Genomic DNA, 21758 nt, shown 5'->3' with positions numbered 1-21758 from the left:
GGAGGGCCTGCGCATGATGATCGATCATTATGGCGGCCGGCACACGACCGAGTCCCAGCCGGCTGTCGCCGCCTTCGAGGAGGCGGTCGGCTGCCTCGCCCTCCATCGGCCCGGAGTACCGGAAGCGATCGCGAAGGCGCTCGCCGCCGATCCGGGACTGGTCGCCGGCCACGCTCTTCGGGGGCTCGCCTCCGTGATCCTGGCGCGCGCCGAGTGCGTCGACGCGGCGCGCCAAGACCATGCGCGGGCGGTGACCTTACTGGGCATAGGTAAACAGGCGAGCGACGACGAGCGGGCGCTCGTGTCCGCGCTGGGCAAGGCCCTGCAGGGGTGCCTGCTCGCCGCCGCGGACGCCCTGGACTCGGTGGTGGCGGAGCGCCCCACGGCCTTTCTCCTCCTGAAGCTCTCGCACGCGCTGCGCTTCATGGCGGGCGACCTCGGGGGCATGCTGGCGACCACGCGACGCTCGCTGCCCGCCTGGGTGGACGGGCGGCCCGGCGCCGGCTTCGTGTACGGCTGTCACGCCTTCGGGCTGGAAGAAGCGGGCGCGCTCGACGAAGCCGAGCGCTTTGGGGTGCGCGCCGCCGCGCTGGAGCCCGGTGACGCCTGGGCCCTGCACGCCGTGGCCCACGTGCACGAGACCCGCATGCGCATCGACGAGGGCGCAGCCTGGCTCGAACGGTCTCGCCCGCACTGGGCCGACTGCAACAATTTCCGGTTTCACCTCTCGTGGCACCTGGCGCTTTTCGAACTCGAACGGGGGCGCGCTGAGCGCGTGCTCGCGCTGTATGACGCAGACGTGAGGCCGACGCCCACGGACGATTTCCGCGACGTGGCCAACGCGGCCTCGCTGCTGTGGCGCTTGGCTCAGGAAGGTGTTCCCGTCGGCGACCGCTGGAGCGAGCTGGCGTCGATCGCGCGCCGCCGAACGCAGGACGTCACGCTCGTGTTCGCGTCCCTGCATCACCTGCTGTCTCTGGTGGGGGCGGGAGCCCGCACGGAGGCGCTGGCGTTGGCCGAGTCCCTGCGCGCAGCCCAAGGAGACCAGGCCGACGTCGTCCGACAGGTGGGCGCCGATGTGGCCCGCGTCATCCTGGACCTGGGCGGGGACGGCGTCATCGCGCGCGCGGCGCAGCGTCTGCCTCTGCTGGGGGGCAGCCATGCCCAGCGGGACGTCTTCCTGCGCACGCTGGCCCTCGCCGCCGCGGACCGCGGCGATCGCGCGGGCTACGAAGCCGTGCTGGCCTGCAGGTCCGGACTGCGCCGGGAGGACCGCTTCGCCAGCCTCGCGGCGGAACGTCTGGCGCGCGCCGAGGCCGCGCTGCAACGGCGGGTGGCGTGATGGCGGCCGCATCCTTCCCCGACCGGGTCGCGGACCGCCTGGCGTCAGGGCTGCGCGCCGCGGGCGTCCGCCACGCCTTCGGCATGCCGGGAGGCGAGGTCGTGACCTTCGTCGACGCCCTGCAGCGGGCTGATGTGCGCTTCGTGCTGGCGCGCAACGAGACGGCGGCGGCCATGATGGCGGCCGGCGCGAGCGCAGTCGGCGGGGCCCCCGGACTGCTCGTCACCACGCTCGGCCCTGGCTTGGCCAACGCGGTGAACGGGGTGGCGGACGCCTGGCAGGAACGGACGCCCCTGATCGTGGTCTCGGGCGTCATCGAGCGCGCCCTCCGGGCCCGCTACACCCATCAGGTCGTCGATCATCCGGCGCTGCTCAGCCCGCTCGTGAAGGCCTCCTTCGAAGTCGAGCCCGAAAGCGCCGAGGCATGCCTCGCGCGGGCGCTGCGGCTGGCGCTGACGCCGCCCTTCGGCCCGGTTCATCTCGATCTATCGCCCGCCATTGCGGCCGCCGCCGCCGGAGCGGCGTCGCCGTGGACAAATCCCCGGGCCGTCCGGCCCCGCGCCGATCTGGCTGACCCACGCCTTCAGGACCTGCGAGCCCGCCTCCAGGCCTCCCGGCGGCCCTTGGTCCTCGCCGGCTTCGACGCCGCCCGGAGCGGGGCCGCCGACGCCCTTGCGGCCATGATCGAGCGGCGTCCTGTCCCGGTGATCACGACGTACAAGGCCAAGGGGCTGCTGGACGAAAGGCACGCCTGCAGCCTGGGGGCCGCGGGATTGTCTCCGCTCGCCGACCGCATCCTCCTGGATGTCGTCCGGCGCGCGGACCTGGTTCTGCTTCTGGGCTACGACCCGATCGAAATGCGCCCGGGCTGGCTGGACGCCCTCCCCGATCCGCAATGCGTCGTGGCGCTCGGGTCCTCCGCCGATCACGCGATGCACGACGCGGCGGCGCGGCTGGAGGGAGATCCCGCGGACCTCCTCGCCGCGCTGGCGCAGGGCGCCGCCCCGGGGGAAGGCTGGCCTGGGCGCGATCTCGAGGCTGCGCGGCAAGCTCTCGCCCATGCCTTCGCACCCCCGGCGGCCTGGGGGGCGCACGCCGCGATCGATGAAATCATGCATGCGGCCCAGGCGGACGGGGCCACGGTGAGCGTGGACAGCGGCGCGCATCGCATCCTGCTGAGCCAGATGTGGAAAGCGACGCGCCCGCTTGAGCTCCTGCAGTCGGCCGGGTGGTGCACCATGGGCGCGGCCTTGCCACTCGCCCTCGGCGCAGCCTTGGAGCAGCCCCGGCTGCGGGCGATCGCCGTCCTTGGCGATGGCGGGCTGGAGATGAGCCTCGGCGAACTCGGGACCCTGCACGACGCCGGTGTTTCGATGACGGTGGTGGTGCTCCAGGATCGCAGCCTCGGCCTCATCGCATTGAAGCAAGCCGCGGCTGGCCTGTCGCCCGGCGGCGTCGCGCTGGGCGGCGCAGACTACGTCGCCATCGCCCGCGCATTCGGGGGGCAGGGCAGGCTGTGCGCCGACCGTATCACGCTTCGGGAGGAACTCGTCGCCGCCGGCCGGCGCAGCGGCTGCACCCTCCTCGCATGCCCGATCGAGGCCCAGGACTATGTCGACCGGATCTGATGCGGCCCGGCGGGCCCGCGACCCCCGCCTCGATTTCTTCCGCGGGCTCGGCATGGGGATCATCCTGGTCGCGCACATCCCATGGAACCCGTGGACGAACTGGATCCCCGCACGATTTGGCTTCAGCGACGCCGCGGACATGTTCGTGTTCTGCTCGGGCATGGCGTCGGCCATCGCGTTCGGGCGCGTGTTCGACGAGCATGGCTGGTGGGTTGGCGCGCTACGCATTCTGCACCGCCTATGGCAGGTCTACTGGGCTCATGTCTGCGTCGTGCTCGTCGTTCTGGCGGTGGCGATCGGCCTCGACCAGGTTCTCGGCGTCGATCACTACGTCCAGGAAGAGTTGAAGTTGGGCCCGATGCTGGACGAGCCCGGTCCTCATCTGGTGGGCCTGCTGACGCTGCGCTTCGTGCCGAACTATTTCGATATCCTGCCGATGTACCTGATCGTGCTGGGCATGACGCCGGCCGTCATGGCGCTGGCGACGAGAAGTCGGGCGCTGGTGGCCGCCGCCTCGATCGCGCTCTGGGCCGGCGCCCAGGCCGGCATCCTGGGGCTCACCGCCGATGCTGCGACGGGGCGCCCCTGGTTCTTCAATCCGTTCGCGTGGCAGCTGCTGTTCTTCACGGGCTTCGCGTTCGCCCGGGGCTGGATTCCCGCCCCGAAGCCAAACTGGGCGCTGCTGGCGGCGGCGCTGGCCACGGTCATCCTGAGCGCTCCGCTGGCCTGCCAGAGCGAGTTCTCATGCTATGCGGGTTTCGGCGCCATCCCGGCGCTTGGGGCGGCGCACGACGCGCTTGGCCCCTGGATCTCCAAAACCCAGCTGGGCCCCTTACGCTACGGGCATTTCCTCGCGACTGCCTATCTCGCCTATGTGGCCGTGGGCGAGGGAGGCCGCAGGCTGACCGGAGCCATACCCGCCGCCCTGCGTATCATCGGTCGTCAGACCTTGGCGGTGTTCCTGACGGGCCTCGTCGCTGCGCAACTCCTGGGCGCCATGCTCGACGTCTCGAACCGCTCCCCGTTCGCAGTCCTGGTGGTCAACATTCTCGGACAGGTTGTGTTGTTCGGCGCTGCGTCGGTCGTCAGCGCCTTCAAGAAACCTCCCTGGATCCGCCCGAATGATCCTGGCCGGGCGGTGTCCCTGGCCCGATCTCCTGCAGCCTGGGCCGCGGGGCTGCCCCGTCCGTAAATGGCGTCATCGCGTTGTTCTCGTCGAGATGCAGAGCCTGCATGACGAAGTGATGCAGGCCGCAGCTCAGGGCGGCGAAGCCGGAGAACTGCTCGAACACCTCGCGGGCCAGGCCGATCCAGCCTGAATGAATCACGTCTCGGACCCGCTCGCGAGCGACTTCTTCAACACCCTGCTAGGAGGTACGCAAGAACCTGCAGCACAGTGGGCTGATTGGTGTAGCCAACGAGCGTGTGTAAGACCCGACCGGACCGTGCCGGCCGGAAGACACCGAGCCTACCGGGCCAGGCGGAGCGGACGCCCGGCGTGCAAGGCGCTCCAGGCGGGGTGTTCACATTCCTCGGAAACTAGCTGCCCGCGCCGGCGGTAGGCTTTCGAGAACGCCGAACTGTCAAACCAATGTTGCAGTGTGGGCCAGCTTCAGGTCAGCCCAAGGCGGCGCCGGGCAGGGCAGGCCGCTTGCTACTATTCTGGCACGAGCCGACCCCAACTGGGCGAAGTTCGGCTTTCGAGCCAGTGCGGGCTTTTGGACTGATCAGCTTGCACGCTCGCGACCAATGTGGACGATCGCCTTCCAATCGATAGATGCCGCCAACCGTCCACTGATCAAGCGCTCTGAGCAGTTCCGATCTCGACCACTGCGGGCGGGCAATCGCCTGCCTCGCGTCCCTTTAAGCCGCGGCCTTTCGGCTCCCCAAGTCACATAGAAGCCCCCGACCTGTGACATTTAGGCCCCGTCAGAATGGACGACCAGAAGAGTCTGCAGGGAAATGTTCAGGAGCTTTTGACGGAAGTCCGCCCCCTGGAGGGCGGACTTCCGAAGCAGACGGACCAAATCTCGGCCGCACGTATGCGGAGCGCGTCAACGCACCGCGGCCGCGACCTGGCCTCTCATCCGCTTGGCTTTAGCTGCCGCCGCCTCGCCGTACTTCTTGGTGTAGTAGGCGCCGACCGCGCCCGTCCCGGCCGAAGTGCCTATGTGCGAGAGCGCGGCGGCGCCTCCGCCGACCAGGGTGGCGCCTGCGGCGACGCCGAAGCCAATCTGTCCGACCTTGGACCGGGCTATCTTGGCGGCCTCTCTGGCCAACGGCTCCGCGGGTTTCAGGATTGAGATGTGCTTGGAGACTTCCGCAGCCTTGTCATAGGCGTTCCCGACCGCCCTGCCGACGGGCCGCGCCACCGACATATAGGCCTTGCCGAAATCCTTGGCCGAGCGCTCGGGATGGGACACGACCTTTGACACGGTCTTGGCGGCGTCTTTGACTGTGCGCGCGGGATGGGTGACGACGTTGCCGACAGACTTGATGGCCTTGCCGAGGTTGATCTTGGGGAGGCCAAAGGCCATGGAAGGGGCCGAGCTGGCGGCCATGGAGGTCGCGGCGATTCCGAGGACAGCGAAGATCTTGGCGTACTTCATTTTGCTCTCCTGAGCGCGTGATTGATGATGCGCAAAGGATAGCTGCGGTGTTCTTTTCCGCTGTGGCGCCGCTCACAACTGTTTATTTTCTGGAACGAGCACCCGAACTAGACGTGAGGATCTAACCCTTCTAATGTTGAGCTTTCGTGCAAAGTGTTTATGCCTGCTTGTGCTTCAGAACGTCCCAGGAACCTTCAAATCCGCTGCGAAACCGTGAAGTTCGGGATGGGGGCGCTTCTGGCATAGGCTTGAGCCGCTCGGGGCCTCGTGGAGAGGCTGACGTTCGTTTGCGCTCGAAAGCCTCGAAGCGCGTGAACTTGTTTTGACGGCTAAGCCGCGGCGGAATTTGTCTATAGGAACGGCTTGTGACGACAGCACCGAGGCGCTGAAGTGGATGGCGTGAGTCTTTGCGGGCTTCCATCCCAGTTCGGGACGCTACCTTGGGAGCCAGAACTTCACAGCTTCGAATCCCATGCCGTCCCTCGCACTTTGACCGACACTCGCGGGCCGGGTGCAAGAAAAAGAGAATGGATGACGGCTGCAATCTATGGTTTGATCTGAGGTCGGCAGACCTCGCCCCGTACGCGCATTTGCTGGGGAGCGAACATCTGGCCTGCGAAAGTGCCGAGATTACATCCGCTTCAATTCGTAGAGGTCTGGCGTCAGGCTTCCGGTAGCACCGTAGCAAACGACGCGAAGACAGATTCGGCGCGCCGATGCTTCTGGATCTCGAAGCACATCGGCGCACCGGACATGATGCTGCTGCAACCTTGATCCCGACCTCATAAAAAGGGGGATGGATGTCATGGTGAGCTTACGTTTTCCGTCAGCAATGTCCTGCTTCTTGGCTTGCGCGACCGCCACGGCCGCTGACATCGAGGCTGCAAGGGACAGCCCGCTGGTCGCCCGGTATGCTGGATCGAGTATCGCTTATTACAATGTACACGACTTCGACGAAGTCGCGCTGCTCAGGGAGCCGCACAACTATGGCGTCTTGCTTGATCGCAACGCAACGAATGATCGCTCGGGGCCTGAATGGCTCACCCTGCAAGGGCGGTTGACCGAGATCCGCTACGAAATACCTCTTGGCCGATCTTCGTTCGAGGTGATCGCGAACTACGAAAAGGCGCTCGGCGCCAGCGGGTTCCAGATTTTGTTCCGGTGCTCGGACAACGCCTGCCTCGCCGGCAATGTGACAGACAACTACGTTCTCGGCTTGCAGCTCGATCCATCCAATGGCATTTCGACCGCCTATTCGGATCACGCCCGCTACTTGCTAGCCAAGGTCGAAACTGCCCAAGCGAATGCCCACGTGGCGATCCTGGTCGGAGAGGACAAAGCGAACACGGTCGCATTCGTGCGAGTGCTTGAGGCGAAGCCAATCCAAAACGACAAGGTTGCGACGATGAACCCGGACCAGATGGCTTCGGCTATCCAGTCCAGCGGCAAGGTCGATGTCTATGGCATCCTCTTCGACGTCGACCAGGCAACGATGAAGCCGGAATCGCAACCGACCCTCGACAGCATCGCCAAGCTCATGGCGGATAGGCCAAACCTCAAGCTCGAGGTTGTCGGGCATACGGACGGCCGGGGCACAGAAACCCACAATCTAGAGCTCTCGACACGGCGGGCCGCCAGCGTGGTTGCGGCCTTGACCGGGCAGTACGGCATTGACGCTCGGCGGCTGAGTAGCCGTGGGGCCGGCATGTCCCAGCCGGTTGGGTCCAACGACACTGACGAGGGCCGAGCGCAGAACCGGCGCGTTGAGTTGAAGTCGAATTGAACGGAGGCGGCGTTCCGAGAGGCGACGAACAGCAACGCCGCTTTCGCTACGGCCGCACAAGGGTTCAAGCGCGGCCAGGTTCGGGGTGCTGAACTGCAGGAAGCCCTTCGGATAAGCCGTGGATCACAAGCAAGCACCGTCAGATCCCGTTGTCCCTCAAAATCTCACCGGAGCTGCCCGATGCGCTACTTCTCTCTCTTGCTAGCGACAAGTCTGTTTTCCATTCCGGCCTGGAATGCGTGGGCGGAACAGTTCACATTCAGCTGCCAGGATGACCCGTATTGGGTCATGCCCGATCCGGCTAGGAAGCCGGACCGGATTACAATCACCTATGTGGGTGACGCCACGGGCACGCTCACCGTGAAAGCGCCATATGGCGAGCTAGCGCTCCCCGCAACTATGGGGCGATCGAAACAGACAGCGCCACGCCTCAACAATGGAAGACCCTACACGCTGGTGAGCTTCATCGCTGGAGGATCGGCAAGAGTGGTGATGCCGGACAAGGCGGCGGTCGAGACTTGCACCCGAACCAAGCTCAAGCCCGAGGAACTCGCCGACAAGGACCTCGCCTCGATGACGATCGTAGGCTGCATGGCACAAGCCAAATGGAGTTCCGGCCCTGTGCCAATCGAGGCGACGATCAGGGTCGCCGTGATGGAGACGGCGCCTGGGCAGCACGAGGTGTCAGGCGTCACTTACATCCGCACGCTGACAGAGCCGACGAGCCTGCCCGCGGGCAAAATCAAGATAGAGTCGCTGCCGGACTGCGAAGTTATGGCTAGCGGAGGGTGAGCCGAGTAATTCGGTGAAAGCGCCTAATGATTCCCCTTGGCTACATGCTCGATTTTTCCGGGCACGCATCCGGGCGTGGCTGATACCCAAGCGCGGCTGGATCTGCTGCAACTGGAAAGCAGGCAAAGCGGACATGCAGGCTTCCCCGAAGTCTTCCCAATCAGCTGGATGTCACCCCGAACGACAATTCCTCGCTCGGGGTCTCGCCTCGCTGCTGCCGGATCTGGTCGAGGCGGGGGAGCGCACCGTTGGACAAGGCGCTCTGGCCTGAGAGTTCGGCGCATCGTGCATCAAAGCGGCCCGGCTTTCTGCTCCGACCGATGCGCTCACTAGAGGGACGAGTGGATGGACGCCAGGACACGCTCGCCGCGACGCGGCCATTTCGCACTCGGGAGACAACGGGCCCGTGCAGGCTGGCGGACTTAGGTGACCCGCATCACAGACCTGGGGCGGGCCGAGACGCATCCTCGCGTGGGCTGGCTTCACAGAGGAGCGAATTCAATGATCACTCAGACCAAGTCACGCATCGTCGCCGTGCTGTTCGGTACGGCTGTTCTCGGAGTCGTCGTCCCGGCGCAAGCGGAATGGGGCGGCGGATACGGAGGAACGCCGATGCCAAGTGGCGGCTCATCGAGCTGCGTCCCGGGCGCAACCAACTGCAAGTCCGGCGGAAGCGCCGCTCCGGGCGGCGTAAAGCCTGGGGGCTGGGGCCAGGGCGGCGGCATGGGCGGGCGTCCTTCCGGAGGCTGGAGCCAGGGCGGTGGCTACGGCGGCGGCATGGGCGGGCGTCCTTCCGGAGGCTGGAGCCAGGGCGGTGGCTACGGTGGCGGCATGGGCGGCCGTCCTACTGGTGGCTGGGGCCAGGGCGGTGGCTACGGCGGCGGCATGGGCGGGCGTCCTTCCGGAGGCTGGAGCCAGGGCGGTGGCTACGGTGGCGGCATGGGCGGCCGTCCTACTGGTGGCTGGGGCCAGGGCGGTGGCTACGGCGGCGGCATGGGCGGGCGTCCTTCCGGAGGCTGGAGCCAGGGCGGTGGCTACGGTGGCGGCATGGGCGGCCGTCCTACTGGTGGCTGGGGCCAGGGCGGTGGCTACGGCGGCGGCATGGGCGGGCGTCCTTCCGGAGGCTGGAGCCAGGGCGGTGGCTACGGTGGCGGCATGGGCGGCCGTCCTACTGGTGGCTGGGGCCAGGGCGGTGGCTACGGCGGCGGCATGGGCGGGCGTCCTTCCGGAGGCTGGAGCCAGGGCGGTGGCTACGGTGGCGGCATGGGCGGCCGTCCTACTGGTGGCTGGGGCCAGGGCGGTGGCTACGGCGGCGGCATGGGCGGGCGTCCTTCCGGAGGCTGGAGCCAGGGCGGTGGCTACGGTGGCGGCATGGGCGGCCGTCCTACTGGTGGCTGGGGCCAGGGCGGCGGCTACGGCAGCGGGATGCGGCACTGCCCCATGGGTGACTGCGGCTTTCGTCCGGTGGGCTACGGTGGGTATGGGGCCGGGTCGTACGGCCAAGCGCCGATGGGCAAAGTCTGCTACAACTTCGCCGGAAGGCCGTACATTCACAACGGCCCGGGACGCTGCCCTATCAGCTAGCGCGTCGTGCGGAAAAGAGCATCGGACCCAATATGGGTCCGATGCTCAATCGGCGGCGGTCACAGGCACTATGGTGAGCGCCGGTCTGGAAGGAACGAGGCGGGTCCAGAGCATTGGCAGGCTGGCCCAGTTACTGAAGAGCTGGCATTGCGCTGTACTGCGTACTGCCAGCAATGTGCTGGGACTAAGCACACGTGAGATCCCGGCATCTGCCTTGCCGTAGGAGACCACTGGGCGCGCCTGGATCGGCTCAGTGAGTTGCCTCCTTCTGTCCAAGTTCGAGTTCGTCCTTCAAGCTGTTCAGAGCCGCCCTCCGGGGCGGTCCTCGGTATTCCCTAGCCGGGCTTTCTGCCAGGATCAGTATGCAGCCCGCTCCCGACCCTAGCCGGGCCTTCGGCCGAATCGGCTTGCAGTCCGCTGCCCACCCACTGCGGTCCTTGCGCTTGAACCACTTCGAAGCCCGGTTCCGACCGTAAGCGACGTTCCGACCTCACCTTCTTCGGTGAGGGGTGAGCGGGCATTGTGACGATCCGACGTGGAGGATCGTTTTGTGTCTACGCTTGACCATAGACTTGAGCCGCAGAGCGAGGTCCGGCGCTTCGAGGTGATCAACGGGGCGAAGGGCCGACGGCGCTGGTCGGCCGACGATCGGGCGCGGATACTGGAGGAGACGCTCATTCCCGGGGCGGTGGTGTCGGCGGTGGCGCGTCGGCATGGCTTGACGCCGCAGCAGGTAGCCGGACGAGAATGGCCGTCTGAGCGAGGGGTTTTTGTGGACAGAGAGGGGAGCGATGGAGGGAGCGGGGGTTCTGAAGCGAGAGCGCGACGTTGCACTCGTTATCAGCAACCCGGACCCGCAACTCATAAGTGGCAAGCCGCTGCATGGATGGCCTCGTTCTTCGATCCTGAATAGCTGCCTACTCTCATCTCGGCGAGCGCGCTGGCCAACAACATCCGGCAATTCGCGGCGTCGGAGACTGGCGTGGGAGAAGGGCGGCGTAGTTCTTCTACGCTGATTATCACCGCAGGCGGCGCACCCCAGCGACTTTCAATCTCCCTGACAAACGACTGCGCCTTTCCGTCTTGATCAATGACGACCATGAGGCCGAAGTCATGCCAAACGAACATGGAATGGGCGCTGCACCAATCTGCCGCTTCCTCTCTCCGTTTGCGGTTTTGCACGCGCCATTTTTCGCAAGCGGATTGCCGAAACAATGTAGTACGAGCCCTCCGGCCGGAGGGACTCGTCTGCGTCATAACGGCGCCCCTGTAACCCTGGACGTCTGACGTTCGTTTCGATGAAAACGCACGGTGTGGTGGCTGGCGCGCCATGGGCCGGCCTTTGGATCTGTGGCCCGAGACGGCAACAGCGGACGCGCCTCGGCCAGCCAGCATCCGCGCCCTCTCGGTCGATCGGTACACGATTCTGCCAAGAACCGGACTGAAACGGCCGATCATGATCACGCGGGGGCCCTCTCGGGGCGGGCTGGGTGCCGCTGTTCTTCTTCAAATGCAACGACGGGCGCGACAGCGCCCACGAGATGATCGCGGATGGCGCCAAGCTGGGCGAGAACTTGGCTCAGGCGGCGCTTCGAGATCGCCAACGAGAAGGGCGAGAGGTAGTCGCGGTCCTGCCGCTCTCTGCAGCCCTGCAGCGGCGAGGCCCGCGGCCGCGAGGGGGACGAAAGGGGAGTTTCCAAAGGCGAAGACGGGCGATCAGAACCGGACCGGTCTTCGGCCGCGCTTTGCACGCCACGCCGGCCAGACAAGCTTCGATGGCGAACCGAACAGGGATTGGTCGTTGCATCGGAACCAAGAAGACCTGTAAGCGTTCGCTGCTACTGCAGCGGTGTGGATGTCTGTTTTGAACAATAACAATCAATCCAAAACCGAATTACAGCAGCATGATTACGAGCAGCTTGTCCATTCCGTCGTAGATTATGCCTTGTTCATGCTTGATGTTTCTGGGAAGATAATCAGCTGGAACCCTGGAGCCGAACGGATCAAAGGCTACAAGGCCTCTGAAATCATCGGCGAACACTTCTCCCGCTTTTATACCCCTGAAGATCGGGACGCAGGTCTCCCGGAATCGGTTCTGCGGCAAGCCGCGGAGAATGGGCGGTTCACCGCTGAAGGCTGGCGCGTGCGCAAAGACGGCAGCCGCTTCTGGGCCATGATCGCCGTCGACCCGATCTGGCGCGCTGGACGCTTGGCCGGCTTCGTCAAGATCACCCGCGACATGACCGAGCAGCACCAGGCGGCGCTGGCGGCGATCGAGAGCGAGCGGCGGTTTCGCCTGCTTGTCCAGGGTGTCACGGACTACGCGATCTACATGCTCGATCCGAAGGGCTACGTCACCAACTGGAATACAGGTGCGCAGCACATCAAGGGTTACTCCGCTGAGGAGATCATCGGCGAGCACTTCTCCCGGTTCTACACGGCCGAAGATCGCGAGCAGCGTGTGCCCTGGAAGGCTCTCGAAACGGCAGAACGCGAAGGCCGTTTCCTCGCCGAAGGCTGGCGCGTTCGCAAGGACGGCAGCCGCTTCTGGGCCAGCGTCGTGCTTGATCCCATTCGCGACGACGACGGGACCCTGATTGGCTTCGCCAAGGTGACCCGGGACCTGACGGAGCGCCGTGAGGCGCAACTCGAACTGGAACGCTCCCAACAGGCGTTGTTCCAAGCCCAGAAGATGGAAGCCGTCGGCCAGCTCACGGGCGGTCTGGCGCATGACTTCAACAACCTCCTGACAGGCATCACGGGCAGCCTGGACCTGATGAAGGCGAGGCTGGCGCAAGGCCGTATCGGCGAGCTGGAGCGCTACATCATCGCGGCCCAAGGAGCCGCGTCGCGTGCGGCCACACTCACGCATAGGCTCCTGGCCTTCTCGCGACAGCAGACGCTGGAGCCGAAGGCCATCGACGCCAATCGGCTCGTGTCGGGTATGGAGGAGCTGATCCGACGCACTGTGGGGCCGTCGATTGCGATCGAGACGGTCCTGGCCGCCGGGCTTTGGACCAGCTACTGCGACCCGAACCAGCTCGAAAACGCCATTCTCAACCTTTGCATCAACGCTCGCGACGCGATGCCCAGCGGCGGTCGCATCACCATCGAGACGGCCAACACATGGGTCGATGATGCTGGGGCTGCCCAGCGCGACATGCCGAGGGGGCAGTACATCGCGATTTGCGTGACAGACACCGGAACCGGCATGCCAGCGGACGTGCTGGCCCGGGCTTTCGATCCGTTCTTCACGACGAAGCCGACCGGCAAGGGCACTGGGCTGGGTCTCTCAATGATCTACGGCTTCGCGAAGCAATCGGGCGGTCAGACGCGCATCTATTCCGAGGTTGGGCAAGGAACAACCGTCAGGATTTACCTGCCGAGGCATCAGGGCGAGGCAACAGACGAGGTGGTCGAAGACGATCGCCGGGAGTTGCCCCGGGCCGAAGCGGGAGAGACGGTGCTGGTGGTGGATGATGAACCGACTGTGCGCATGCTCATCGCAGACACGCTGGCCGACCTCGGCTACCGCGCCATCGAAGCCGCGGACGCCGCATCCGGACTGAGGGTGCTTGAGTCCGACGCCACAATCGATTTGCTGATTACTGATGTTGGCCTGCCCGGGGGCATGAGCGGCAAACAGATGGCCGACGTAGCGCGGGTGAGGCGCCCCACTCTAAAGGTGCTCTTCATCACGGGCTACGCCGAGAACGCCGCCATTTGCACGTACTCAGCAAGCCATTCCCGATGGACCAGCTCGCCGCTCGCATCCGCACGATAATCGAGGGGCCTCGTGCGAGCCGTTCCGCGCATGGCAGTTGATCCGACCTGTGCTTCCGCCAGGCAGTCTTCCTCGAGAGCTGCTGACCTCGAGGTCTACATCGGGTCTGGAGTTGCGTTCGGCTCCCCCATAGCAACGAGGTCTCGCGAACGGGCCGCCCACGCGCCTACCTGGGTCGCTGGGCGGCAAAGCAGCCGTTTCAGGCTGGTTCCGCTGCGCCAAGGCGCGAGCGGGCGGCGCGAGATCTATAGGCCGACGATAGAGCTTTGCTCAGCGGCAGCTCCTTCCTGATCGCGTCATTGCGGTCCTTCGCTCCGGGGCCATTAAGCGACCGCTTCCTACCCGAACCGAACTTGTGTGTCGAAGACCCTCATTGGCTGGCGCCCGCCTCGACTAACATAGCTGCGCGCCTGGCGAGGCTCTCGGGGCGCCAAAGCCTCTCCACGTCGTAGTACACGTCGAAGACGGGAACGCCATTCGGCAACGCCACCCAGGGTACCTTTGAGCGAGTGAAGATGTGGACATCTGGCACAATGGAATGAGCATCGTCGAGCGTGGAGACCCGCAGGAAGCGAAGGAATGGCCGTCGCCCATAGTCGCTCCAGACGGCCGTGAGGCATGATGCACAGCGATGAATCTCGTGCCCGCGGCCACTCGGGCTAGGCATCGAAGTAACCTCGATGTCCCCACTTTCGCATCGAATATATTCTGTCTCGACCAAGGCGTTTATAGCGAAAGCTCCGCCCGTCTGAATCTGGCAATCGCGGCAATGGCAACAATGGACCACCATAGGTTCCCGCATGAGCTCGAAGCGCACGGCCCCGCAACTACATCCGCCCGGCATTGGTTCAAACATGGGCTCCCCCTTGTCCCGCTCCCCCAGGACTCGATTAGAGTTCCGCTTTGAGCTAGCGGCTGAAACTGTGAATCCCGAGCGCTTCTCCGTCCACCTAGTTGTAAGAGACATCTGTCGTCGGCTGCTGCATGGACGCTCGGCCCCGCATTGCTCCTGCTCGTCGGTTCCGAACTTCTGCGGCTGGCTCGCAGCACGCTGCGGTGTTGCGAGCCATACGTTCCTGTTCTTCGAAGTGCGCCTGCCCGGTCGTCCGCCCGTGCGATTGGCCTGACATTGCCACCGTCGGCGAAACGGGCTCGTTAACGCGTGCGCGGCGCTGAGTTGGCTGGGTGGGACGTGCTGATCGATGCGGTGCAGCAAAGCTGCGGCGAGATCTCACGTCAAATTTCAAAGAACATCAAGATGTTAGGTCTGCGCGCGGCCTGCAATTCCCCATGCTTCGCTGCAGCGAGAAAGTCATGAATGCTGTCGTATATTACGGAAAATCCTGACTCGCGTTGTATTTGGCATGCCTCATGCTGGATGCAAGAGAAGGCGAACCAACGCCTCGACCCGCCGGTGCAACGAACCATCCAAGAGCGGGGCTCGGGAGGAGACAATCATGAGAAAATCGAAGCAATCGCCACTGACGTCTACTGTATTGGCCGCAAGCATCCTCGCGGTGGCGGGCTGGTCAACCAGCGCCAGGGCGGAATGGAAGCCTACCAAGACCGTCGAGTTCATTGTGCCTGCCGGGACCGGCGGCGGGGCCGACCAGATGGCCCGAATGATCCAGGGCATCATCCAGAAACATAACCTCATGGCGGAGCCGCTTGTCGTCATCAACAAGGGCGGCGGCGCCGGGGCGGAGGGCTTCCTGGACGTGAAGGGGTCCAAGGGAGACCCGAACAAGCTGATCATCACCCTGTCGAACCTGTTCACCACCCCGCTCGCCACAGGAGTGCCGTTCAAGTGGACCGACATGACCCCGGTCGCGATGCTCGCGCTGGATGAGTTCGTTTTCTGGGTGAACGCGAAGTCGCCCTACCAGTCGGCGAGCGACTACATCTCCGCTATCAAGGCGGGCGGCCCCAACAAGATGAAGATGGGGGGCACGGGCTCCAAGCAGGAAGACCAGATCATCACGGCGGCGATCGAGCAGACGACCGGCGTGAAAATGACCTACGTGCCCTACAAGGGCGGCGGCGACGTGGCCGCACAGTTGGTTGGGCAGCACATCACCTCCAGCGTGAACAACCCCATCGAGGCGGTCGCCCAATGGCGGGCCGGGGAGCTGCGGCCCCTGTGCGTGTTCGACACGCAGCGCCTGCCGTACAAGGAGCCGATCGCCAATGGCAAGGCCTGGAGCGACATCCCGACCTGCAAAGAGGCGGGCCTCGACATCGGCTACCTGATGCTGCGCGGCGTCTTCATGCCTCCGGGCGCCACCCAGGAGCAGGTCGACTACTACGTCGGCGTCCTGCAGAAGGTGCGCGAGACGCCCGAGTGGAAGGACTTCATGAAGACGGGCGCGTTCAATACAAGCTTCATGACCGGCAAGCAGTTCGAGGACTGGCTCAAGAAGGCAGAGGAGACGCACCGCTCGCTGATGGAGAAGGCCGGCTTCGTGGCCAAATCCTGAGCCGCCGCGCATCGCGCCCCGGCCACGGCGCCGGGGCCGCTTCGCGACCTTCATCCTTGGCTGAGGACTTGCTATGTCCAACCCGATCGAACCGCGCGAGCGCACAGTGTCCGTGCGTCTGATGGAACTCGTCGTCGCCGGGATGTTCATGGCGGCCGCGCTCCTGGTAATGACAGACAACTGGCGCATTGGGGCGCGCTGGGCCGATGACGGGCCACAGGCCGGGTACTTCCCGTTCTATGTCGGCCTGATCATGCTGATCGCCAGTTCCGTGACCTTCGTGGCCAACCTCATGGTCAAGGAGGGTCGCCCCTCCAACTTCGTGGCGCGCTCCGAGCTGACCCGAGTGTTACAGGTGCTCGTTCCGGCGGCCGTGTTCGTGATCGCCATCGGCTATCTCGGCATCTACGTCTCCGCGGCGCTGTTCATCGCGGCGTTCATGGCATGGCTGGGGAGATACCCGGCGCACCGCATCGCCCCGGTCGCCATCCTGGTCCCGCTGGCGCTGTTCTTCATGTTCGAGGTCTGGTTCCTCGTGCCGCTCCCCAAGGGGCCGCTCGAATCCTGGCTCGGCTACTGACCCATCCGTCGCCGGGCGGCCCCGCCGCCTGACCGGCCATCGAACGCCCGGCGATCCTCCTGCTGAACCGCTGGCCGCGCCGCGAGGCGGCGACCACGCCGAACCTGTTCGGAGGTGCTCGTGGAAGCGCTCTCGTCCCTGATTCACGGTTTCGCCGTCCTCAGCGATCCCATGAACATCCTCTACATGTTCATCGGCATCTTCCTTGGCGTGCTCATCGGCGTGCTGCCCGGGCTCGGGGGCGCCAACGGCGTCGCGATCCTGCTGCCGCTGACGTTCAGCATGTCGCCGACCTCGGCGATCATCATGCTGTCCTCAATTTATTGGGGCGCCTTGTTCGGCGGAGCGATCACGTCCGTCCTCTTCAACATCCCCGGTGAGCCCTGGTCAGTCGCCACAACGTTCGACGGTTATCCGCTCGCACAGAAGGGGCGGGCGGGGGCGGCCCTGACCACGGCCTTCACGGGCTCCTTCTTGGGCGCGTTCGTGGCCACGCTGCTGCTCACCTTCCTGGCGCCCCTGATCGCCAAGTTCGCCCTGCAGTTCGGCCCGGCGGAATTCTTCGCCGTGTATCTGCTGACCTTCTGCAGCTTCGTCGGAATGGGGAAGGAATCGCCGTTCAAGGTCATCTCCTCGATGATGCTCGGCTTCGCCCTCGCGGCTGTTGGCCTCGACACCGTCACGGGGCAGCTGCGGATGACGTTCGGCACCGTCGAGCTGCTGCGCGGCTTCGACTTCCTGGTCGCCGTCATCGGACTGTTCGGGGTTGGCGAGATCCTGCTGACCATGGAGGAGGGCCTGGCGTTCAAGGGCAAGACCGCCAAGATCAATCCCAAGGTGGTTCTGGAAACCTGGGCGGAGCTGCCCCGCTATTGGGTCACGGCGGTGCGCGGGGCCATGGTCGGGTGCTGGATGGGCATCACCCCCGGCGGGGCCACCCCGGCTTCCTTCATGAGCTACGGTCTGGCCAAGCGCTTCTCCCGCAATGGCGCCCGCTTCGGAACCGGCGAGGTGGAGGGCGTCCTCGCGCCGGAGACGGCCGCTCACGCGGCCGGCACCAGCGCGCTGCTGCCGATGCTCACGCTCGGGATCCCGGGCTCGCCGACCGCGGCGGTGCTGCTGGGCGGCCTCCTGATCTGGGGTCTGCAGCCCGGACCTCTGCTGTTTGTTGAGCAGCGGGACTTCGTCTGGGGCCTGATCGCCAGCATATACATGGGCAACATCGCCGGACTGATCGTGGTGCTGACTACCGTCCCGCTGTTCGCCGCGATCCTGCGCATCCCATTCAGCATCATCGCGCCCGTGATCATCGTGATCTGCGCGGTGGGAGCCTACACGGTGCACAACGCCCTGCTGGACATCTCGATCATGCTGATCTTCGGCGTGCTGGGCTACGTCTTCAAGAAGCTGCACTACCCCTTGGCGCCGCTCGTGCTGGCCCTCGTCCTCGGCGACATGGCGGAGAGCTCATTCCGGCAGGCCATGCTCGTGTCGCAGGGGAGCCTGACCATCTTCTGGTCGAATCCGCTCGTCGGCTCGATCGTGACGCTGGCGCTCGTGATGCTGTCCTGGCCGGTGATCTCGCTCTTCCTCCAGAAGCTGCGGTCCCCGCGCAAGCCGGACGCTCCGGTGGTGGCCGGCTGAGGAGGCGATGAGCATGATCATCATCGCCCCGGAAGCGGCGCAGGAGCGACTGCATCTCGGACCGCTGGACACCTCGGTCAGCCTGCGAACACGCGCCTACGCCGCCATCAAGACGGCCATCGCCAGCATGGATATCTACGGGCATGCGCGGGAGATTCGCGTCGATGAACGCCGCCTTTCGGAAGACCTCGGCATCAGCCGGACCCCGATCAGGGAAGCGCTGGCCCACCTGGAAAACGAGGGGCTGGTCCGCTCCGTCCCGCGCAAGGGAGTCTTCATCGTCCGCAAGTCCAGGGACGAGATCATCGAGATGATCACGGTCTGGGCCGCCTTGGAGAGCATGGCGGCCAGGCTCGCCGCGCTTCACGCCCATGATGACGACCTGGAGTCGCTCGCCACACGGTTCGGCGGCCTCGTAGCGGAACCTGACGACGCCGTGGGCGAGTATTCGGACGCCAACATCGCCTTCCATCAGAGCATCATCCGCCTGAGCGGGAGCCGGTTGCTGGAAGAGATGACCCGAAACCTGTTCCTGCACGTGCGCGCGATCCGCGTCGCCGCCTTGCGGCAGAACCGGCGGATTTTCACGTCGATCTCCGAGCATGAGGCGATCATCGCCGCGCTGCTGGCGCGGGACGCGGACCGCGCGGAGACACTGGTGCGCGAACATACGCTCGGCCTCGCCGCGCATGTCCAGTTCCACTGGGGAGAGCCCGGCGGCGGTGACGTTCACCAACAGGCGGCGCCGGTCTAAGGCGGCGCGGGAACGCCGCTGGGCGCGCCGACGTGCTCGCGCGGCGAATGAATTCGAAAATGGTGAGTCATGGAAAGCATCGGACCTGACCTGATCAAGGTCGTCCAGATCATCTGGATCAACATCATCCTGTCAGGCGACAACGCGGTGGTGATCGCGCTCGCCTGCAGGGGGTTGCCGCCACATCGGGTCCGCGCCGGCATGGCGCTGGGCGCGGGCGTCGCCGTGCTTCTGCGCATCGTGTTCACCGTGCTTGTCGCCAGCCTGCTCACGACGCCCTTCCTCAAGATCCTGGGCAGCCTCCTCCTGTTCTGGATCGCGGTGAAACTGCTGGTCGAAGAGGAGGAGGACACGGACAGTCGCATCGGCGACTCCGACAGGCTGCTCCGGGTCATCCGGACGATCGCCATCGCTGACATGGTCATGAGCCTGGACAATGTGCTCGCCATCGCCGCGGTGGCGCAGGATTCCTGGGCCATGTTGGTCCTCGGGCTACTCATCTCAATCCCGCTCATTGTTGCGGGTGCGACGGCCATCCTGGCGCTAATCGAGCGATTTCCTGTATTCGTCTGGCTTGGCGCGGCGCTCCTGGGCTGGGTAGCCGGCGCGATGCTCGTCTCTGATCCGATTATGGTCGACGAGTTTGGAAGCGCCGCCCTGCACGAGGTCGACTGGATCGTGGAGGTCGGCGGCGCCTTCGCAGTGATCGCGGCCGGATTTTTCCTGCGCCGCCGCGCGCACGGAGCGCAGGCCGTGCACTGACGGTCTGCCGGAATCCAACATGCGCTGACGCAGGGTGTCAGGCAGCGTTCCGGTCGGAGGCTGGCGCCTGCATCGCACGTACCTGCCCTGGGGGGCTGCATGACCCAGCCAGTTCCCTCGCGAAGGCCACAAACCGTGCAAGGGCCGTCTCTCGGATCTGCTGTATCGACTGTTCCCCGGACCAATCGATCACGACCTGACATTGGAGCCAGTCTTGGTCGAGTGCAGCGCCGTCTTCCGAGCGCAGCAGCACGATGGCCTTGTGATCCTTCTGACTAATCGCGATCGCCCTAATCTCCATGCGTTCAACTCCTTCCATGCTTCTTGTTCGTCTTGGCGCCTTCTGATGATCGTGACCATCGAGCGCCCGACAAGGGAAATGGGAGGGGGCGCAGCGGCGCCTCCCTCCCTGATGCGGAGCCTCTGCTCCCCTCAGCGAGGCTGCCGCGAACCTAGACGCCCTGGGTCAATCCCTTGGTCAGCCTGAAATCGACCCCGATGCGCGACAGGCGTAGGTCGAGGAAAGCCTTAGGGCTGCCGGTAGCCATGTCAGAGACCGTAGCGATGATGTGATCGTTGGATCGGTACACCACTGCCGCCAGTTCACCGGCTTGGCAGGTGACCGTGTCCCCCGTGGTCGGACTCGGCACCGTCATTCTCTTGAGCAGTTCGACCGTGGCATTGAGATCGGGCAGGCACTTCATGCCCTGAGCTTGGCGCTTCGCCATTGAATCGCCAGTCACTTCGACACCGCCCGGGACAGGAACACCGTCATCCTCCGTACCGAGCGTCCCATCGAAATAGCCCTGGCGTTCTGCCGGGGAGCGTGGCCTCGGGAGCCCTGGCCGGCGACGGGAAGAAGCGCCCGCATTGCGGAACGACAGCATGATATTTCCTCTCAGACGGACGGAGTCACGAAGCGCAAAAACCAAAGCACGACACCGCACAGCGCGATCAAGCCGAGCAGGAGCGCCATGGCTTCGGACTGGTCTCGCCAGCGAGGGCGAAGCGCCGCCTCGGCCTTGAGGCCCGCCGCGAGCCCGGCCAGCAGAACGATTTCGATGCCCATCTTCCAACTCCCTAGCTGCACAGAAGTGGGCTGAAGCGCCGGCCCGCATCGGGCTCAGGCTCCTCGGTTCTGCGCAACATCCTGAGGCAGGAGCAGGCTTCGCGCTCAATCTGTTCTGTGTGCACGACAATCGCGCCACGGCGCCGCTGCAGCAGGCCCTGCGCTTCGAAATGGCCGAGCGCCTCACTGATGGTGGCGCGCCGAACGCCGAGATTGCGGGCGAGCTGGTCGTGGGTAAGGCGGATCTCCTGCGCCTGCTCCTCACGCCCCGCGACCCAAGCCAGCCAACGTGCGACCCGTTGGGCGACTGAGTGATGGGCGTTGCAAAGGGCGATCTGTGCGTTTCGAGCGTAGACCGTGTGCACATAGATCAGCAGCTTGCGCCGAATGTCGGGGATGGCGTCCAATATTCTCGTGAAGGAGTCAGCGCCAACCCTGAGCGCCTCGCCGGATTCCTGCACGACCACGCGGAGCGAGGATCGCGTTGCCCCGAGCACCAGCGACAGCCCGACGACGTCGCGGTGGTCCACAACGCCGATTTCACTTGTTCTTCCCGGCCCGGAGCGGGCCATCAGCGCAACTCGGCCCGTCTCGATGAAGTAGACGTATCTGCACTCCATGCCCACGTCTTCCAGCATCTGCCTCGATCGGAGCCGCACAGGTTCCGCTGCATCGCACAGCACGCTCTGGAGCTCAGGCGCCATCTGCCTGATGATCACGTTCTTGGGGGACCACCGGCGCCCTCGGGCCTGGGCGGGTCGTCCGGGATCCGCAAACTGGTAAGGGGTCGAGTCGCCGAACATGAGAAGCCTGTGGTGAGCAGCCGAGGCGAGGCACCCAACCTTGCTGGAGCGCCGTCCGCGCTTCGAGTCAGGGACTTCGGACGGGGGTCAGGAAATTCCCGACACCGATACGGGGCCTGGGGGCGTTAACTGGAGCGACGCGGTCCG

Annotated in this window: 18 protein-coding genes; 13 read left to right on the top strand and 5 right to left on the bottom strand. The window is 65.1% G+C overall.

Annotated elements, in window-relative coordinates; all coding sequences use genetic code 11:
* Nucleotides 1-13: 13 nt before the first annotated feature.
* From SLNSH_RS04410 to SLNSH_RS04400, 3 genes are read left to right on the top strand one after another with little or no spacing between them, the layout of a single operon-like run.
* Nucleotides 14-1342, top strand: a complete 1329-nt coding sequence (locus SLNSH_RS04410; protein ID WP_106335466.1) for a tetratricopeptide repeat protein — start codon at nucleotides 14-16, stop codon at nucleotides 1340-1342.
* A complete protein-coding gene (locus SLNSH_RS04405) occupies nucleotides 1342-2970 on the top strand; it encodes a thiamine pyrophosphate-binding protein (protein ID WP_106335465.1) in 1629 nt (542 codons plus the stop codon). Before SLNSH_RS04410 ends, SLNSH_RS04405 begins: the two co-directional genes overlap by 1 nt.
* A complete protein-coding gene (locus SLNSH_RS04400) occupies nucleotides 2954-4162 on the top strand; it encodes an OpgC family protein (protein WP_106335464.1) in 1209 nt (402 codons plus the stop codon). Before SLNSH_RS04405 ends, SLNSH_RS04400 begins: the two co-directional genes overlap by 17 nt.
* Nucleotides 4163-5024: 862 nt before the next feature.
* On the opposite strand, the gene SLNSH_RS04395 is transcribed toward SLNSH_RS04400, so the two are convergent.
* A complete protein-coding gene (locus tag SLNSH_RS04395) occupies nucleotides 5025-5579 on the bottom strand; it encodes a hypothetical protein (RefSeq protein WP_106335463.1) in 555 nt (184 codons plus the stop codon).
* Nucleotides 5580-6375: 796 nt separating this feature from the next.
* Here SLNSH_RS04395 and SLNSH_RS04390 point away from each other — a divergent pair.
* The 5 genes from SLNSH_RS04390 to SLNSH_RS04375 all read left to right on the top strand — a co-directional run bounded on the left by SLNSH_RS04390 (nucleotide 6376) and on the right by SLNSH_RS04375 (nucleotide 13522).
* Nucleotides 6376-7362, top strand: a complete 987-nt coding sequence (locus tag SLNSH_RS04390) for an OmpA family protein (RefSeq protein WP_245422043.1) — start codon at nucleotides 6376-6378, stop codon at nucleotides 7360-7362.
* A gap of 180 nt (nucleotides 7363-7542) precedes the next feature.
* On the top strand, nucleotides 7543-8154 hold the full coding sequence (locus tag SLNSH_RS24505) for a hypothetical protein (protein ID WP_146140191.1): 612 nt from the start codon (nucleotides 7543-7545) through the stop codon (nucleotides 8152-8154).
* Nucleotides 8155-8655: 501 nt separating this feature from the next.
* Entirely contained in the window at nucleotides 8656-9738 is a 1083-nt protein-coding gene (locus tag SLNSH_RS24500) for a hypothetical protein (protein WP_146140190.1), read from the top strand.
* A gap of 535 nt (nucleotides 9739-10273) precedes the next feature.
* Nucleotides 10274-10651 (top strand): transposase, encoded by a 378-nt coding sequence (locus SLNSH_RS25690; RefSeq protein ID WP_106335460.1) that lies wholly within the window; start codon nucleotides 10274-10276, stop codon nucleotides 10649-10651.
* 942 nt (nucleotides 10652-11593) lie between these two features.
* Complete coding sequence (locus tag SLNSH_RS04375) at nucleotides 11594-13522, top strand: hybrid sensor histidine kinase/response regulator (protein WP_245422041.1); 1929 nt, start codon at nucleotides 11594-11596, stop codon at nucleotides 13520-13522.
* A gap of 370 nt (nucleotides 13523-13892) precedes the next feature.
* Here the strand turns inward: SLNSH_RS04375 and SLNSH_RS04370 are convergent, their stop codons facing one another.
* Nucleotides 13893-14366, bottom strand: coding sequence for a GFA family protein (locus SLNSH_RS04370; RefSeq protein ID WP_483416134.1), 474 nt, complete (start codon nucleotides 14364-14366; stop codon nucleotides 13893-13895).
* Between the two features lie 613 nt (nucleotides 14367-14979).
* Between SLNSH_RS04370 and SLNSH_RS04365 the strand changes: the two genes are divergently transcribed.
* The 5 genes from SLNSH_RS04365 (at nucleotide 14980) to SLNSH_RS04345 (ending at nucleotide 19739) form a co-directional block, all read left to right on the top strand.
* Entirely contained in the window at nucleotides 14980-15999 is a 1020-nt protein-coding gene (locus tag SLNSH_RS04365) for a Bug family tripartite tricarboxylate transporter substrate binding protein (RefSeq protein ID WP_106335458.1), read from the top strand.
* A 73-nt stretch (nucleotides 16000-16072) separates the two neighbouring features.
* Nucleotides 16073-16579 carry a tripartite tricarboxylate transporter TctB family protein gene (locus SLNSH_RS04360; protein ID WP_106335457.1) on the top strand — a complete coding sequence of 169 codons (507 nt, stop codon included), beginning with the start codon at nucleotides 16073-16075 and terminating at the stop codon, nucleotides 16577-16579.
* A gap of 171 nt (nucleotides 16580-16750) precedes the next feature.
* Nucleotides 16751-18223 (top strand): tripartite tricarboxylate transporter permease, encoded by a 1473-nt coding sequence (locus tag SLNSH_RS04355; protein WP_425352976.1) that lies wholly within the window; start codon nucleotides 16751-16753, stop codon nucleotides 18221-18223.
* Between the two features lie 13 nt (nucleotides 18224-18236).
* The gene (locus SLNSH_RS04350; RefSeq protein WP_210202480.1) at nucleotides 18237-18977 is read left to right on the top strand and encodes a GntR family transcriptional regulator; all 741 of its coding nucleotides are present in this window, start codon (nucleotides 18237-18239) and stop codon (nucleotides 18975-18977) included.
* 69 nt (nucleotides 18978-19046) lie between these two features.
* Nucleotides 19047-19739: a TerC family protein gene (locus SLNSH_RS04345; RefSeq protein WP_106335454.1), complete on the top strand. Its 693-nt coding sequence runs from the start codon at nucleotides 19047-19049 to the stop codon at nucleotides 19737-19739.
* Nucleotides 19740-20191: 452 nt separating this feature from the next.
* On the opposite strand, the gene SLNSH_RS24495 is transcribed toward SLNSH_RS04345, so the two are convergent.
* The 3 genes from SLNSH_RS24495 to SLNSH_RS04330 are packed head-to-tail and all read right to left on the bottom strand — an operon-like array spanning nucleotide 20192 to nucleotide 21512.
* The gene (locus SLNSH_RS24495) at nucleotides 20192-20626 is read right to left on the bottom strand and encodes a hypothetical protein (protein WP_146140189.1); all 435 of its coding nucleotides are present in this window, start codon (nucleotides 20624-20626) and stop codon (nucleotides 20192-20194) included.
* A gap of 11 nt (nucleotides 20627-20637) precedes the next feature.
* Nucleotides 20638-20808, bottom strand: coding sequence for a hypothetical protein (locus tag SLNSH_RS24830; protein ID WP_158266677.1), 171 nt, complete (start codon nucleotides 20806-20808; stop codon nucleotides 20638-20640).
* Between the two features lie 11 nt (nucleotides 20809-20819).
* Complete coding sequence (locus SLNSH_RS04330) at nucleotides 20820-21512, bottom strand: Crp/Fnr family transcriptional regulator (RefSeq protein ID WP_280954454.1); 693 nt, start codon at nucleotides 21510-21512, stop codon at nucleotides 20820-20822.
* Nucleotides 21513-21758: the final 246 nt, after the last annotated feature.

The organism is Alsobacter soli (assembly GCF_003004785.1).
Lineage (GTDB): Bacteria > Pseudomonadota > Alphaproteobacteria > Rhizobiales > Beijerinckiaceae > Alsobacter > Alsobacter soli.
This window is presented reverse-complemented; position numbering and strand designations above follow the sequence as displayed.